16 protein-coding genes are annotated in these 13791 nt (G+C 67.4%); 6 read left to right on the forward strand and 10 right to left on the reverse strand.

Annotated elements, in window-relative coordinates:
- Nucleotides 1-61 precede the first annotated feature (61 nt).
- Complete coding sequence (locus WMF12_RS29400; RefSeq protein WP_437850746.1) at nucleotides 62-856, reverse strand: hypothetical protein; 795 nt, start codon at nucleotides 854-856, stop codon at nucleotides 62-64.
- Nucleotides 857-981: 125 nt separating this feature from the next.
- Between WMF12_RS29400 and WMF12_RS29405 the strand changes: the two genes are divergently transcribed.
- Complete coding sequence (locus WMF12_RS29405; protein WP_437850748.1) at nucleotides 982-1854, forward strand: carbohydrate-binding protein; 873 nt, start codon at nucleotides 982-984, stop codon at nucleotides 1852-1854.
- Here the strand turns inward: WMF12_RS29405 and WMF12_RS29410 are convergent.
- The 5 genes from WMF12_RS29410 to WMF12_RS29430 form a co-directional block, all read right to left on the reverse strand.
- Nucleotides 1787-2089: a hypothetical protein gene (locus tag WMF12_RS29410; protein ID WP_437850750.1), complete on the reverse strand. Its 303-nt coding sequence runs from the start codon at nucleotides 2087-2089 to the stop codon at nucleotides 1787-1789. The two genes, WMF12_RS29405 and WMF12_RS29410, sit on opposite strands and share 68 nt — an antisense overlap.
- Nucleotides 2089-3012, reverse strand: a complete 924-nt coding sequence (locus WMF12_RS29415; RefSeq protein WP_437850752.1) for a HEAT repeat domain-containing protein — start codon at nucleotides 3010-3012, stop codon at nucleotides 2089-2091. The genes WMF12_RS29410 and WMF12_RS29415 overlap by 1 nt, the downstream gene beginning before the upstream one ends.
- A gap of 182 nt (nucleotides 3013-3194) precedes the next feature.
- Nucleotides 3195-3452: a hypothetical protein gene (locus WMF12_RS29420; RefSeq protein ID WP_437850754.1), complete on the reverse strand. Its 258-nt coding sequence runs from the start codon at nucleotides 3450-3452 to the stop codon at nucleotides 3195-3197.
- Nucleotides 3453-3471: 19 nt separating this feature from the next.
- Nucleotides 3472-4419, reverse strand: coding sequence for a hypothetical protein (locus WMF12_RS29425; RefSeq protein ID WP_437850756.1), 948 nt, complete (start codon nucleotides 4417-4419; stop codon nucleotides 3472-3474).
- A gap of 399 nt (nucleotides 4420-4818) precedes the next feature.
- Nucleotides 4819-5475 (reverse strand): FMN-binding negative transcriptional regulator, encoded by a 657-nt coding sequence (locus tag WMF12_RS29430; protein ID WP_437850758.1) that lies wholly within the window; start codon nucleotides 5473-5475, stop codon nucleotides 4819-4821.
- Nucleotides 5476-5743: 268 nt separating this feature from the next.
- On the opposite strand from WMF12_RS29430, the gene WMF12_RS29435 reads away from it, so the two are divergent.
- The 3 genes from WMF12_RS29435 (at nucleotide 5744) to WMF12_RS29445 (ending at nucleotide 7488) form a co-directional block, all read left to right on the forward strand.
- Nucleotides 5744-6220 carry a helix-turn-helix domain-containing protein gene (locus WMF12_RS29435; protein ID WP_437850760.1) on the forward strand — a complete coding sequence of 159 codons (477 nt, stop codon included), beginning with the start codon at nucleotides 5744-5746 and terminating at the stop codon, nucleotides 6218-6220.
- A gap of 445 nt (nucleotides 6221-6665) precedes the next feature.
- On the forward strand, nucleotides 6666-6890 hold the full coding sequence (locus WMF12_RS29440) for a DUF2845 domain-containing protein (RefSeq protein WP_437873905.1): 225 nt from the start codon (nucleotides 6666-6668) through the stop codon (nucleotides 6888-6890).
- 214 nt (nucleotides 6891-7104) lie between these two features.
- Nucleotides 7105-7488, forward strand: a complete 384-nt coding sequence (locus WMF12_RS29445) for a hypothetical protein (protein ID WP_437850762.1) — start codon at nucleotides 7105-7107, stop codon at nucleotides 7486-7488.
- A 14-nt stretch (nucleotides 7489-7502) separates the two neighbouring features.
- Here the strand turns inward: WMF12_RS29445 and WMF12_RS29450 are convergent, their stop codons facing one another.
- The 4 genes from WMF12_RS29450 to WMF12_RS29465 form a co-directional block, all read right to left on the reverse strand.
- The gene (locus WMF12_RS29450) at nucleotides 7503-8180 is read right to left on the reverse strand and encodes a hypothetical protein (protein ID WP_437850764.1); all 678 of its coding nucleotides are present in this window, start codon (nucleotides 8178-8180) and stop codon (nucleotides 7503-7505) included.
- A 70-nt stretch (nucleotides 8181-8250) separates the two neighbouring features.
- On the reverse strand, nucleotides 8251-8793 hold the full coding sequence (locus WMF12_RS29455) for a hypothetical protein (protein ID WP_437850765.1): 543 nt from the start codon (nucleotides 8791-8793) through the stop codon (nucleotides 8251-8253).
- Entirely contained in the window at nucleotides 8790-9485 is a 696-nt protein-coding gene (locus WMF12_RS29460) for a hypothetical protein (RefSeq protein ID WP_437850767.1), read from the reverse strand. Before WMF12_RS29460 ends, WMF12_RS29455 begins: the two co-directional genes overlap by 4 nt.
- A 109-nt stretch (nucleotides 9486-9594) precedes the next feature.
- On the reverse strand, nucleotides 9595-9918 hold the full coding sequence (locus WMF12_RS29465) for a 4Fe-4S dicluster domain-containing protein (RefSeq protein ID WP_012238179.1): 324 nt from the start codon (nucleotides 9916-9918) through the stop codon (nucleotides 9595-9597).
- Nucleotides 9919-10097: 179 nt separating this feature from the next.
- On the opposite strand from WMF12_RS29465, the gene WMF12_RS29470 reads away from it, so the two are divergent.
- Entirely contained in the window at nucleotides 10098-11465 is a 1368-nt protein-coding gene (locus tag WMF12_RS29470; RefSeq protein ID WP_437850769.1) for a sigma-54 interaction domain-containing protein, read from the forward strand.
- 831 nt (nucleotides 11466-12296) lie between these two features.
- On the forward strand, nucleotides 12297-13502 hold the full coding sequence (locus tag WMF12_RS29475) for a glycoside hydrolase family 11 protein (protein ID WP_437850771.1): 1206 nt from the start codon (nucleotides 12297-12299) through the stop codon (nucleotides 13500-13502).
- The last annotated feature ends 289 nt before the right edge of the window (nucleotides 13503-13791 follow it).

The raw sequence follows: 13791 nt of genomic DNA on the forward strand, positions 1-13791 counted from the left end.
CCTCGCCGACGTGCGCTTCCAGGTCATTTCAAGGACTTGCGTCCCTAATTCCACGGCGGTGCTAGTGGTCACATGGGGAGACGTGGATCGGGAACGTGAGGGTAGCCACGCCCCCGAGCCCGTCGCCAACTTCCACCCGCAACAGGTAATCGCCCACGATGCTGGGAGTGAAGGTCTGGCATTCCGGCGATTCGGCCGTGCAACCGACGATCGCCGGAGCGCCCTGCATCAGCGAACCCGGGCCGGGGCCTGACACGACCGAGAACGAGAACGAGAGGGCATCACCGTTCGGATCGACGGCGTTGACCCTGATCTGCGCCGTCTGGCACAAGGTGATGAATTTGCTCTCGGCGATGAGCAGTCCCGTGATCTGCGGCGCATCATTGAGCGCGACGACCGCGTCAAGCCCGCCCATCTCGGCGCCACTACACTGTGACACGAGGACAACCTCGTTCGTCACGTTCGGCAACACCGTCACTGTGGCCTCGACTCGTCCACATTGAACTGACGGCGTGCCGAATGTGGTAACAGGAATGACGCACAGTCGGTAGTCGCCGGCTGGCAACACGAAGAGTGCATCTGCGAATGCGTGTGCGCCGGAGCCGGGTGGTTGGAGCGATGGTGGAAGGGTCTCCGTTTCCAGCGCATTGATGGCCTGCGTGAGCGGATTATCACAAGACTGGGCAAGCGTCGCGACACGAAAATCGATGGCTGCCACGTCGTGCTGATTCGCCATCGTCACGGCGGCAGTGACGTTTCCGACCCCCTCCTCCTCGCTCGGCGCTTCCCCGTCGCAACCTGCCAGGCCCACCACACACAACAACCAGCAAAGGACGAATGGCGTTTGCTTTTTCAAACAAACCTCCTGATTAACGCTCCCCACTTACCTCGTCGACGGCTCGCCTCCGGCCGAATCAGGCCTTGGAATTTAGTTAAACATGCGTGACTCTCAATGAATGTCAAGCTTCACGGAGCGGGCCAATGTCAGCCGTGCTCGCGTCGACCCGGGCGGGGCTCAAAGCCTGGTACGGCCCAGACGGCATGGCTCGATTCGAGATCGCTTTGACGCCCTCGAGCCGTGACGCGCCGAGCGTGCGGCGGTGGACGTTCCGGGTAAATGTTTGGAGGCAGTTTGAGTCAGCGCACGCGCTGGTTGTACCTCTACACGTCACACGACGAGGACGTGTCGGTGAACAACTTCTACACCATGAACGACTGGAGGTTGTACTCCACCACGGACATGGTCAACTGGACAGACCACGGCTCGCCCGCGGGCTACAGGGCGCTGGCCGAACCTTCACCAATCACCCCGGCATCGTCGACTATAAGGGGCACTCGTATTTTTTCTATCACAACAACGCATTGCCGGGCGGCGGTGACTCCAAGCGCTCGGTGTGCGTGGAGGAGTTCACCTACGGCGCCGACGGCAGCATTCCGAGGCTCACGATGTCCATGAATGGACCGTCCGCCGTCGCCACGCTGGATCCGTTCAAGCAAGTCGAGGCCGAGACCATCGCCTTCTCGTCGGGGCTCAAGACCGAGGTGTGCACCGACATCGGCGCCGGCATGAACGTCAAGTTTATCAGCAATGGCGACTACATCAAGGTGAAGGACGTCGATTTCCTGGACGGCGTGACCTCCTTCGAGGCTCGGGTATCGTCCGCAGCCAGCAACGCGAAGATCGAGCTCCACCTCGACAGTCAGACCGGCACGCTGCTCGGGACGTGTGACGTCTCGGGCGCGTACGACCGGCACCGCTGGCTCGGGCAGCGGCGGCAGCGCCGGATCAGACCAGAGCGCCGTTGCGCGCGATCTTCGCGTGCGGTGAATACTCCGACGCCCAGGGCATCTTGACCAGGTCCGACCACAGACGGTCCAGCGCGTGAGGATTGACCAGGACTTCGTTCTCGATGTTGGTGTCGCGCATTCCTGGCAGCTGGAACGGATCCTGCGCCGGGTGTGGCATCATGTGCATCGGATGCCGATACCCGATGGTGGTGAATCCGACGACGAGCCGCCTCGGCCAAATGAGCGACAGCTCCGTCAAGAGCCGAGTGCCATCGTCGCCCTGGCCGGCCATGCAACCCATCAACAAGATCGTCGAGACATCCGGGCGGGTGTAGAGGCCGAGCCGATGAAGCGCGGCGTAGGCTGCTCGAGCTTGAGCAGCTTGAGGAGCGTCGGCCCCGCCTCCTTGATGACCTGTGCATAAAGCTTCGTGCCCTCCGGCCGATCGATGAGGCCCCACGTCACGGCGGCCGCCTTGTTTCGATCCGTCGTCGTCGGGCCGTCCAGGGCCTTGAGGAACGGCGTCAGCGGAATGGGGACGTCGTGGTGCAACATGGCGACGTCCATGAGCACGCGCATGGCATTGTTCCGCACGAGGGCGTCGGGGTCGTTCAGCATGGGCAGCATCAGCGAGACGAGCTTCTCGCCATCCTTGATGTGCGCGAGCAGAAACGCCGCCGCGCCCCGGTCCTCCGGGTCCCTGTCCTCCTTGAGGATGCGGATGAGCTTGTCCTCGTTCGGCGGAACGTCGTTCACGAATCTCTCAACGTACGGGCGCAGCTCTTCGTGCTCGTAGCCGCCCAGGCAATGAAACGCGGGGCACGCGACGCGATCAGGACCGATTTCCTTCTTCTCGTACATCATGCGGAAGAGCGTGTCCTGGCAGTCCTTCCACGCCGCGAGCAGGCCCGCCGGATCCTCGAAATCGCCCTTGGGTTGCGGGCCGAAGGAGAGGCGCTTTTTCATGTCCCTGCGCTCCACCACGTCGACGGTGACATAGGCCTTCAGGACCTCGCCCCTATCGAAATAGATGATGGGTGAGAGCTCGATCCAGCCGACCGCCTTGTGCTCGGCGAGGATCACGTCGACCATCTCCTTTTCAAGGGTCTTCCTCTCCGCCTCGTCCTCCGTGTCGAACCAGCGCTGAAGCACGTCACCGAAACGCGTCTTCGCCCAGGCGCCGTCGAACCGGTCGGTGCCGTAGACGTCGACCCCCCTCAGCACGGGCAGCGGGGCCGCCGGCGGAGCGGCGGACGCGGCCGAAGCGGCAGGGGTCGCCGAAGTGGGCGGCGAGGAGGCCGCCGCAGGCGGAGGAGGCGGCGGAGCGGACGCGACCTCCCACGCCGCGGAACCGCCGCAGGCAGGGAGGGCGAACTGGTCTTCCCCCGCTTCCGCGGACAGTCTCACTATGCCGCGAGCGCGGCCACGTAGGTCGTCAATTCGAGCTCGATCGGGCTCATGTAGGCGAGCCGTGAATGCCGCCGCTTCAGGTTGTAGAAGTTGTCGATGTAGTCGTAGTCTCCGATCGACGCGATGGCGGCCGCTCGCGTCCGGTAGCGCTCGCTCGGCGACGAGCCTCGTTCCCCCCGCGTGGCCAGCCGGACGGCCATACCGCCGTCGCCGCCTGGGCCCGCGCGGAGGGTGGTGTCTACGCTGCCCCGCACCGTCACCTTGGCGTGAAGCTCACCAGCAGTCGCGGGTGCTCCAACCGTTCTGAACCACGGTGGCGCATGCCCGGCCGATGTTGTTCTCGATGAAGGTACGGTTGCTGTTGATCGGCGCCCAGAGGTTGCCCACATTGGCGCCGCTGCACCCTCCCTTGGAGTTGACTCCCAGGAGGACCCCCGAACGAACGGTGCTTTCTGGAGTGGTCGCTGCGCTGGTCAGGAAGCGCAGGGGCCCGCCCGAATCGCCGGCGCACAGGTGCGGGTCGGCCTGTGGGACAGTCTTCGTGTAGGCTCCGCCGCTCAAGGCAATACCAGAGAAATTTCCCCCGCGAAGCCTGCCGTCGCTCGCCGGCGAGTCTGCGTAGCCGTAGGCGGTCCCGATGGTCGAGTCACCGCCTGAGTTCAGATAGGCTGCGTCCTTCTGCACGACGTTCGCGAAGTTCGTGCCAAAGTTCAGCGTGGCGACGTCGCGATCCGCGTTGTCACCGGTCCATGTTTGCGTCGCCGTGTGGTACACGCCCAGGTACGTCGACGGCACCGCCCAGCTTGCCTGCAGCTGACAACCGCCGGCAGGATCCGTGATGCAAGTCCAGGTGCCGTCTTCGTTCATTCGGTAGGCCGCAAACCACGTGGTCCCGGTATCCGGCGGATTGTAGTTGACGTTCGGCGGATTGGCCGTATCCGGCGTCAGCCAGCGACGAACACAGTGGGCGGCGAGCACTATCGCATCACGAGACACGACCTGCCCGCTGCAGCCGGACATGACCCACTGACTCCCGTCCCAGAAACCAATATCAACGATGCCGCCTGCCCAGCGATTCGAGACGAGCGTTCCATTCGCCAGCCCTTGTTCCGCTTCATCGAGCTCCATCCCGACGACCGCCGGTTCATCACCTGCGACGTGGTCGCCGCAGGACGTAAGTCCGACCGACAACAAGCCCATCCCTGCCAACACCTTGTTCACTCTAAACATTCTGAACATTGATATCTCCCGTACCTGGAGAGGAGCCGCCCCTCCACGACCGCCACCCGGAGCGCCGAGCAGGTTAAAAAATTCCCTGAATCCGATGAGTTGCGAAGCCCGATCGCGCTGCCGGGACGCAAGCTCCAGGAGCAAGGAATGAAGAGCCTCATGACAAGGCCTCCGGCCGTACTATCTCCGGGTTCCGTCCCCGCGATCACAAATTCGTCGCGCGCAGATCCCGGCGCCAGCTTCAATGCGGCCGGCGTGGGGGCTGCCCGGGCGCGCTTCGAGGAAGCGCCGCCTCACGTCGAGCGCCGCTCCACCGTGAGCGCGGCGGGCTGGAAGGGCGGCGCGGAGCGGCCTGCGCGAGGAGATCGCAAGCGCGCGAAGCCTGACGGCTCAGCGGGGGCGGGCGCGCTCCATCGCCTCCGCGAGCGCGAGGTCGTCGGGCGTGCCCTGCGCGCGCAGCCCGGCGATGGCGCCGTCGCGATCCTCGGGGCGGCGGTTCTGCGACAGCTTGAGCTTGCCCTCGATCCGCGTGATCTCCATCGAGAAGCCGACGATCGCGGGGAGCAGCGCGGATCGCTTCTCCGGCGAGAGCTCCGCGACGCTCCAGGGCTCGGGCTGCCCGCGCTCGTTCACGTCGGAGAGGCGCGCGAGCAGCGCGAGAAGCGCGTCGTGGTCCTCGATGGCCCGCGGCGCGCCGTGCGCGTGGACGACGGCGTAGTTCCAGGTCGGCACGTCGTCGCGCGAGGCGTACCACCCGGGCGAGATGTACCCGTGCGACCCGCGGAAGACGGCCAGGACCGGCGTGCTCCCGTCGAGCGCGCGCCGGATCGGGTTGGCCCGCGCGACGTGCGCGAGCAAGGTGCCGTGAGGGCCGCTGTCGCGCTCCAGAAGGAACGGCAGGTGCGCGACCATGGGCACGCCGTCCTCCCCGGGCGCGATGAGCATGCCGAAGGAGTGCGCGTCGATGAGATCGTGGAGGTCGGCGAGGTCGGGTGCCTCGTAGACCCTGGGGAGGTAGATCGATCGCGGCGCGCCCGTCGTCGTCATGCCGGCAGGGTGTACCACCGCCCGCGCCGGCCGCCCTTGTCGACGCGACCAGCACGATCGGGGCGACTCGATTCGCTCGATCCTTGAGCCGTTTTTCTGGATTCAGGGCGCATCATCCTGGTTTTTTGAGAAGATTCTTTGGTTCAGGCTTGATATTAGCTAGATTTCTATGGTCAATCTCTCGTTGGAGCCTCCATCCACCTGGAAACCAGAAACAATTGTCTAGATTCTGTCGACTTTTATCTGGTTTTTTGGCTAGGATATCTCGATGCCCCTGGTCCCCACGCCCCCTGTCGCCCCGCGCGGCTACAGCGCCGTCGAGCTGGCGCGCGCCGCCGGTGTCAGTACCGGCACGATCAAGCACTGGTTCGCGGAGGGTCTGATGGACAAGCCCGCGTTCCACGGCCGCCGCACGACGTACGGCCGCGAGCACCTCGTGCGGGCGCTCGCGATCAAGAAGCTGCGCGAGCACAACCTGCTGCTCCCGGAGATCAAGCGGAAGCTCGCCGCGATCTCGCTCGAGGAGCTGGCGAAGGAGGTGCTGCCGCCGGAGCCACCCGAGAGCGCAGCGCCGGGCGCGGGAGAGCGCGCGGACACGGAGGAGCTCGGCCGGGCGTGGCGGCGCGTGGAGCTGATGCCGGGGCTGGAGCTGCACGTGCGCGCCGACGCGGGCGCGGTGGTGCACCGGATGGCGACCGAGATCCGCGAGAAGTACGGGTGTGAGCGCGAGGAAGGGCGGCGCTAGCTCTTTCCTTCGGGGGCTTCGCCCCGATATCCCCAGCGTCCGCCTCGCAACCGCGCTGGTTCCGTGTGTCAGCATCAGCAATCGCTGGCGGAGCGTCCTCTGCCGCGCAGCCGGCTCCGGGCGCAGCGCAGCAGCTCGCCCGCTCGTCTCCTCCTTTTGCGCGTCGCGCTCGCGTACCGGCCTGGGATCGCGCCCTTGCCGGACGTGTTCACGATCAATGCGGAGCGGAAGCCGGGAACGCGGCGAAAGGCTGGCGGAGCGGCATTGCGATCGGGGACCTCGCGCCGTACACACCGCGTCGATGGGAGCCCCGCATCGTCGTGCCCCTCTCGCAGGTCTTCTGGCGGTCGCTGCCTTCGCCGCGCCGCACGCCGCTGCAGCAGCGCCGCGTGTGCTCGGCCGTGTGACGGGTCGGGTCCACGAGGTAGCCCAGTCTCACGACGGCATGCGCTGCGGCGGCCGTCTTGTCGAGCTCGGCATGACAAAAGCCGAGGTGACGGCGCGGTGCGGGGCGCCCTCGCACCAGACCACGCGCTACGAAGAGCGCGTCGTGGAAGGCCGTCGCGTGCTCGACACCGTCGACGACTGGACTTATCAGCTCGGCCCCGGCACGTTTCCGCGCCTCCTCGAGTTCCGCAACAACCGTCTCGTGTCGCTCCGCGCCGGGTGAGGAGGTCCTTGAGATGCCGGCGGTGCTGGCATGGGATGACATGGGAGAGGACGTTTGAGATCCCCGAAGGGAAGCTGGAAGGTGGTTGAGACGCATCGAATTTTGTTTCTTCGTCGGCGCCTGCAGGCGCTGGTAGCATGACCCGATGCAGCCCTGGTTCCGTCCGCCCATTGCCCTTCCATCCCTCGCGCGGCGCCTCTCTCGCTGGACGGGTGTGGCTATCGCGGCGGCGCTCGCCCTGGGGGGCTGCAAGCGGCTCAAATCCGGCGCAAAGGAAGAGTTTCGTCGCGCTCACAGCTGCCCTGACGAGCGCATCGAGATCCGTGAGCGTCCGGATCTGGCGCCCTATACCGTGTCGTTCGGCACGCTCGAGCCCCCGGAGGATGTCAGGGCGGACCCGGGCCGGCTGAAGGTCTGGAAGGAGGAGCACAAGGAGCGGGTCGAGGGGTGGAACGACGCGCACGACGTCTTCGAGGCACGCGGGTGCGGGAAGCAGGTGCTGATGACCTGCGGGAGGCCGAACGTCGACGGCACCGCCGACTACAGCGACGTGGTATGCACGGAAGACGACTATCCTCCGGACGCCAGCCGATGGTGAGGCAGTCCACGGCGCTAGCCGCGCGCCTTCTGCGCTCCCAGCGCCATCATCGCGTCCCAGAACATCTTCTCATACGCCTGAAATAGCCTGGTCGTGCGGCGGATCGCGCGGGGCTCCACGCCGCGGTCGAGCCCGTCCTGAATGATGGCGACCGCGGTGTCCTCGAACGATGGCAGGGCCGCGAACGCGTCCAGGAAGGCGGTGTGCTCCGGGCCGAAGCCGTACCGGTCGCGGAGCGCCTTCCCCATCCTGCCGCAGTTGTACCCCCAGGCAGGGAAGTTGATGAGCAGGGCGCACGCGATCTCGGCCGCCGAGGCGTTGGCCGCCGCCCAGGCCATCTGAACGGCATACGCGAACCCCTCCGCGGTGACCTCGTACCGATCCAGGTCGTCCTTCGTCATGCCGAGCTTCCGGCCCATGGCAGCGATCCCGTCCGGCGCCACGAGCTCGCCCTGGAGGACACCGCTCCAGAAATCGCGCCAGGGCGTGTCCCCGAAGCGCTGGAGCATCATCGCCATCGAGCGCAGGTCGCTGAGCACCACGTGGTGCTGGTGGCCCGGGAAGGCCCTCAATCCCTCGACCGTGACCTCTCCCCGCTCGATGGCGTCCGGATAGGGGTGAGCCCTCAGCTGATCGTCGATGCTCCGGAGCTCTTCGCGAATGTCCTTCACCAGCGCGGCCGCGGCCTTCATGGATGCCTCCTCGTGATCGCGCGCCATCCTACTACCGCGTCGCGGCCGCGATCCGACGACCTGCAGCGCGCTACCCGCGGGCGCGCTGCCCCGCTTGCGACCCCCGCACGCGCGCGATGATCGCGCCGGCGACCTCCTCGGCCGACCTGCCCCTGGGAAGCCAGCGCTGCGGGATGTTATGGGAGCGATCGTCCTCGCGGATCACCAGCGTGATCGGCTTGGCCGGCGGCTGCAGCTCCACGGACTCGACGCGATCGAGCGGCACGGTGACCTCCCGCGCGCCACGGAGCGGATGCATCGACGGCAAGGTGATCGATCGAGGGCCAAGGACGATCCGGAACTCCTTGAGCGCCGCAAACCGCGCGGCGACGAGGACGCCGAGCGCGCAGAAGGCCCCTGACAGGGTCGCCAGCACCGCGTAGAACACGTCGGCGCCTCCAGGCTCGAAATGGAGGATCCCGTTCAGGATCAGGCCGCGGTCGTTCGTCTGTGCCCGATGGGTGAGGACCGCCGCGCAGACCGCAAAGAAGAGGGCGCTCAGGAGGAGCTCCAGGTAGGGACGGCGGAGCGGGATCTCGAGAGCGCCGTCCGCCGCGTGTTCGCTTGCCTTCATCGATAATCCCCTCCGCTGGCGGAAGCTGCCTCGTGCAGCCGCACGGCCAGGACCTCTGCGTCGAGCGCCGCCTGGTGCTCGGTCAAGACGAAGGTGTCGCCGTCCCGATGGGCGGCGACCCAGGGCAGCGCGCGCGCGTCGCCGATCACCTTGTCCCGGCTGCCGACGAGGACGAAGACGCCCCGCCCTTCAAGGCTGGCGCCGAGGCTCACGCTGCGGATCTGAGCGGCGGGGATGGTGACCAGAGCCCCGTTGGCGGTGAGACGAACGGCATCGGCCGAGATCGACTCCAGGCGAACGGGTTGACCGTGACGTGGATCGCGGAAGACGGCGATGTCACGCCGGAGCGCGAGGGCGACGCCGATCGCGCCGGCGCCATAAAGAAGCCAGGCGAACCAGGCGAGCGACGGCTTGAGCGCGGGCAGCGCGGCGCCCCACAGCGCGCCGGCCGCAACGAGCGCGGCGGCCACGACACAGAGGCCCACGCCGGCGCGGATGCGCCGGATCCTGCCGAGGTCCTCGATCGACGTCCCCAGCGCCATGAGCGCCAGCGCAGCGACGCCCAGCCCCGCCGGAGACGCGAGAAAGGGAAGCACGCCCTTCGGGCCGGGCGGCGCCATGCACGCGAGCGCCGCACAGCAGAGCCCGATGCACATCGCGCGCGCCTGGAAGCTGACCGGTGGGCGGAGCACGTGGAAGAGAGGCGCATGACATCGCGACGACTCTGGGCTGTCAATGCCCCGCGGCCACCTCCGCCTCTCCTCGTGTCGCTCGTCGCTATCGGCCGCTCCCGACCCGCGCTCAGGTTTCCTCCGGAGCGCGCTCCTTCGCGCGGTCGTCGAAGAAGCGCGCGTTGATCTCCCGGTAGCGCTGCCACTCGGCCGGCAGCTCGTCTTCATCGAAGATGGCGCCCACCGGGCACTCGTTCTCGCAGGCGCCGCAGCAGATGCACGACTCGGGATCGATGTAGAGCTGGAGACCGGCGAGGCGTGTCTTCCGCTCTCCCTCGGGAATCCGCGAGATCTCGTCCGCCGCGAGCGGGCCGTGGATGCAGTCCACGGGGCAGACAGGGACACAGGCGGTATCACACGTGGCGACGCAGGGCTCGGCGATGACGTAGGCCATGAGGGTTCCTTTCCGTGGCGCGGTCGTCCGCGCGCTCTCCTCTCCCTCCTCCGGCAGGGAGCAGGGCGCGTGCCCGCGGCCCGAGCGGCTTTTCCCGGGCTTTCGCCGGCCTTGTGCGGTCCAGGCAACGCCCCTACGGTGCCGCGCAACGCCATTTCGTCGGCCTCGCTCCGCGCACGATGACCGCCTCCGCCGATCACGCCCTTCTCCTGCTCGCCGACCTCGGCGAGGCCTCGGCCCGCGCGCACACCGAGGCGACGCTCGTCCCCGCGGTGAGCGCCGCGCTCTCGCGCCATCTCCCGCTGCGGCGGCTCGATCTGCGCCGCGGCGCGGCCGCGCCGGGCGCGCCGGAGGTCCGGCGCGGCGCGGGCGGCGAGACGCTCGCCGTCTTCGCGCTCCGCGACGCGGAGGGCGCCGTCGGCTGCGCCACGATGGCGCTCGGCGGCGGCGCGGCGCTCGACGTCTCGCCCGCCCTGCTCGAGGCGATCGGTCGCCTGCTCGCCGTGGCGCTGCGTCAGGTGCAGGTCCTCGGGCGCGTCGCGGCCATCGCGCGCCGCGCGCAGGGGGAGAAGCGGACGCTCAAGGAGGAGCTCGATCGCGTCGCCCTGCCGAGGGAGGTGGTCGCGGTGGGCCCGGCGATGCGGGCGATCTTCCAGCAGATGGTGCCGCTCGTCGCGCGGCAGGACACGACCGTTCTGGTGCGCGGCGAGACGGGCACGGGCAAGGAGGTGATCGCGCGCCGCATCCACGCGCTGTCGCGCCGCGCGGAGCGGCCGTTCCTCGCGGTCAACTGCGGAGCGCTGCCCGAGGGGCTCGTCGAGAGCGCCCTGTTCGGACACGAGCGCGGCGCGTTCACGGGCGCCGCGGCGCGGCACCTCGGGCTGTTCGAGCGCGCGAGCGGCGGGACGCTGCTGCTCGACGAGGTCGGCGAGCTGCCCAGGGCGGCGCAAGCGAAGCTCCTGCGCGTGCTCCAGGAGGGCGAGATCGAGCGCGTCGGCGGCGAGGGCGCGGTGCGCGTCTCGGTGCGCGTGATCGCCGCGACGCACCGGCCGCTCGAGGACATGGTGGCGAGCGGAGCGTTCCGCGAGGACCTCTATTATCGGCTGCAGGTATTCCCGATCATCGTCCCCCCGCTGCGGGAGCGGCCAGAGGACCTGGAGCCGCTCACGCGCGTCATCGTGGAGAAGGTGGCGGCGAGCTTCGGCCGGACGCCGCCGCGGGTGAGCGCGGAGTCGATGGCGCGGCTGCGGGCGCACGGCTGGCCGGGCAACGTGCGGGAGCTGGAGAACGTGATCGAGCGGTCGATGGTGATGTCGACCGGAGACGAGCTCATCCTGTCAGCGCCGCTCTCCGCGGCGCCTGGCGCGACAGGGCGCGTGATGACGTACCGAGAGGCCGCTCAGCGCTGCATCGAGGACGCGCTGCGGGCCGCAGGCGGGAAGATCTACGGCGAGGACGGGGCCGCGGCGGCGCTTGGGCTGAAGCCGACGACGCTGCAAAGCAAGATGCGGAAGCTCGGGCTCCGGAAGGACGGAGAGAAGGGCTGACGGCCGAGAGGCTCGTCAAACCACGCGGCCAGACCCGGTGTGGGGGTGTGTTCCACATGGTCTCCAGGCGGCGCGGCTCTCGCACCGACGGGCTCGGCGGTCGAGAGTCGCCGCTGGATCCGGAGCGCCCCAGGATCGTCGCGCCAGAGGTGCTGCATCAGTTCGACCACGACGGTCAGGCCCTGTTCCTCGTGGAGTTTCACCGCGAGACGAGATCGGATGAATCAGATCAACCGGAGGCCGGCTTTTCGCGTGTTCGTCTCTTTTCCAGGAGAGTGAACAAATCTAGGTTCCATCTTTGGACCTATGCGCGCAACGTGACTGGATCTCGCGCTCGCGAGACAACCGCACCACGCCAAGAAGCAGCTGGCCGGGCCGTGGAAAAGCGAACGCGACTTAGAAAAGAGTCTTGACTTTCCCCTCCTGTTTGTGTGAATATTCTAATCCCTCTTGACGATCCGGACCGCTCTCGGCCGGGGGCCGCAGTCGGTTGCAGGATCGTACAGGGGAGGACTCCGGGTGAACCTGCCGGGGCTACTTGCTTCTTGCGGCTACGCGTTCGAGTTGTTCTTGCTTTTTCCGAGTTGATGCCCGGCCCCGTCACACGGGGTGTTCGCATGTGAGCATCTGTCCGACAAACATCGTGATTGCCAGGCATGTGGTCGGCGCAGGCCCGCGGGCGCATCCGTGATCTCCGGATCACGAGCACGTTGGCCGGAAATTTTGAACTTTAACCAATGGCTCGGAGGGCTCGCGTCTGTCTCGGTGGTTCATAGATCCATCTCGAGCAGAGGCCCGCGACTCCGCCGATCCGATCATGGAGAATCTTAAATGCGCATCGTTCCCTTACTTGGCTACCTATCCGCTTCGATCGCGTGCGGCCTGCTGGCGTGCAGCGTCGAGAACATCGTCGACGAGGACATCGAGGCTCAGGAGGGCGCGCTGGACAGCGCGGACCGCTCGATGTCGGCGAGCGTCGCCGTCACCTCGGACTGGGGAAGCGGCTACTGCGCGAACGTGACGGTGAAGAACAACTCCCGCAGCCCGGCGACCACCGGCTGGAACGTCGTCGTCGCGCTCAACGGCTCGACGAAGCCCAACCCGTGGAACGTGAAGTTCACGGAGTCGAACGGCCAGTTCAGCGCCACGAACGTGGACCACAACGGCGCGGTCGGCATTGGCACCTCGACGCAGTGGGGCTTCTGCGCGAACGGCAGCGGGCGGCCCACGATCGCCTCGGTCACCGGCTCCGGCGGCACGATCACCGGCTCGAGCTCGGCCTCGTCGTCGAGCAGCAGCTCGAGCTCGTCCAGCAGCTCGAGTTCGTCGAGCAGCAGCTCGAGCTCGTCCAGCAGCAGCTCGGGCGGGGGAGGAGCCGGCGGGTCGGGCGGCTCCGGCGGGTCGGGCGGCTCCGGCGGGTCGGGCGGCTCCGGCGGCGGCAGCACGTGCACGTCACCCAACCAGCAGGTCTGCGCCAATCAGACGGGCACCCACTGCGGCTACACCTTCGAGTACTGGAAGGACACCGGGAGCGGATGCCAGACCAACACGGCGACTGGCTACAACGTCGAATGGAGCAACATCAACAACCTGCTGGGCCGTAAAGGCCTGAGGCCCGGGTCGAAGAACCAGATCGTGACCTACTCGGCCGACTACCGGCCGAACGGCAACTCGTACCTGGGCGTCTACGGGTGGACGAAGGGCCCGCTCATCGAGTATTACATCATCGACAGCTGGGGCACCTGGCGTCCGCCGGGCGGCCAGGGATTCATGGGCACCGTCACCAGCGACGGAGGCACCTATGACATCTATCGGACCGAGCGAGTCAACCAGCCGTCCATCGAAGGCACCAAGACCTTCTATCAGTTCTGGAGCGTCCGGCAGCAGAAGCGCACGAGCGGAACCATCTCCGTCGCCAACCACTTCAACGCGTGGGATCGCCTCGGGATGAAGCTGGGGAGCCTGTACGAGGTCTCGATGGTCGTGGAGGGCTATCAGAGCAGCGGGAGCGCCAGCGTGAACGTGTCGATGAAGTGAGCGCTCGGCCTTGAGCATCGCATGATGAACGCGCGCGGGATGGCCATCCCGCGCGCCACGCGCCCGGGCTTCTTCAGTCCCAGGCACGACTCCCCACCCATCTGACAGACACGTCCCGGCGCTCCCCGCGACGTCGCAGATCCGCCATGGCGTCGCCATGCATCCGCGGCGAGAGGGGCGTCGCCCGCGCACGCCCCGGCCCTTGCCTCCCCGGCAAGGGCCGGCCGCCCGCCGGCAACGCTTTCGCAAAGGCCTTCGGGGCGACGTTCAGGTTCCTTCCGGCCATTCT

This window comes from Sorangium sp. So ce363 (assembly GCF_051520435.1).
In the GTDB taxonomy this organism is placed as follows: Bacteria; Myxococcota_A; Polyangia; order Polyangiales; family Polyangiaceae; genus Sorangium; species Sorangium cellulosum_B.

Bases quoted from the DNA above. Each gene is read 5' to 3' on its own strand.
- WMF12_RS29455 (WP_437850765.1), bottom strand. From the start codon at position 8,793: ATGAAGGCAAGCGAACACGCGGCGGACGGCGCTCTCGAGATCCCGCTC.
- WMF12_RS29435 (WP_437850760.1), top strand. From the start codon at position 5,744: ATGCCCCTGGTCCCCACGCCCCCTGTCGCCCCGCGCGGCTACAGCGCC.
- WMF12_RS29465 (WP_012238179.1), bottom strand. From the start codon at position 9,918: ATGGCCTACGTCATCGCCGAGCCCTGCGTCGCCACGTGTGATACCGCC.
- WMF12_RS29410 (WP_437850750.1), bottom strand. From the start codon at position 2,089: ATGGGTTGCATGGCCGGCCAGGGCGACGATGGCACTCGGCTCTTGACG.
- WMF12_RS29475 (WP_437850771.1), top strand. From the start codon at position 12,297: ATGCGCATCGTTCCCTTACTTGGCTACCTATCCGCTTCGATCGCGTGC.
- WMF12_RS29440 (WP_437873905.1), top strand. From the start codon at position 6,666: ATGCGCTGCGGCGGCCGTCTTGTCGAGCTCGGCATGACAAAAGCCGAG.
- WMF12_RS29470 (WP_437850769.1), top strand. From the start codon at position 10,098: ATGACCGCCTCCGCCGATCACGCCCTTCTCCTGCTCGCCGACCTCGGC.
- WMF12_RS29450 (WP_437850764.1), bottom strand. From the start codon at position 8,180: ATGAAGGCCGCGGCCGCGCTGGTGAAGGACATTCGCGAAGAGCTCCGG.
- WMF12_RS29430 (WP_437850758.1), bottom strand. From the start codon at position 5,475: ATGACGACGACGGGCGCGCCGCGATCGATCTACCTCCCCAGGGTCTAC.
- WMF12_RS29405 (WP_437850748.1), top strand. From the start codon at position 982: ATGTCAGCCGTGCTCGCGTCGACCCGGGCGGGGCTCAAAGCCTGGTAC.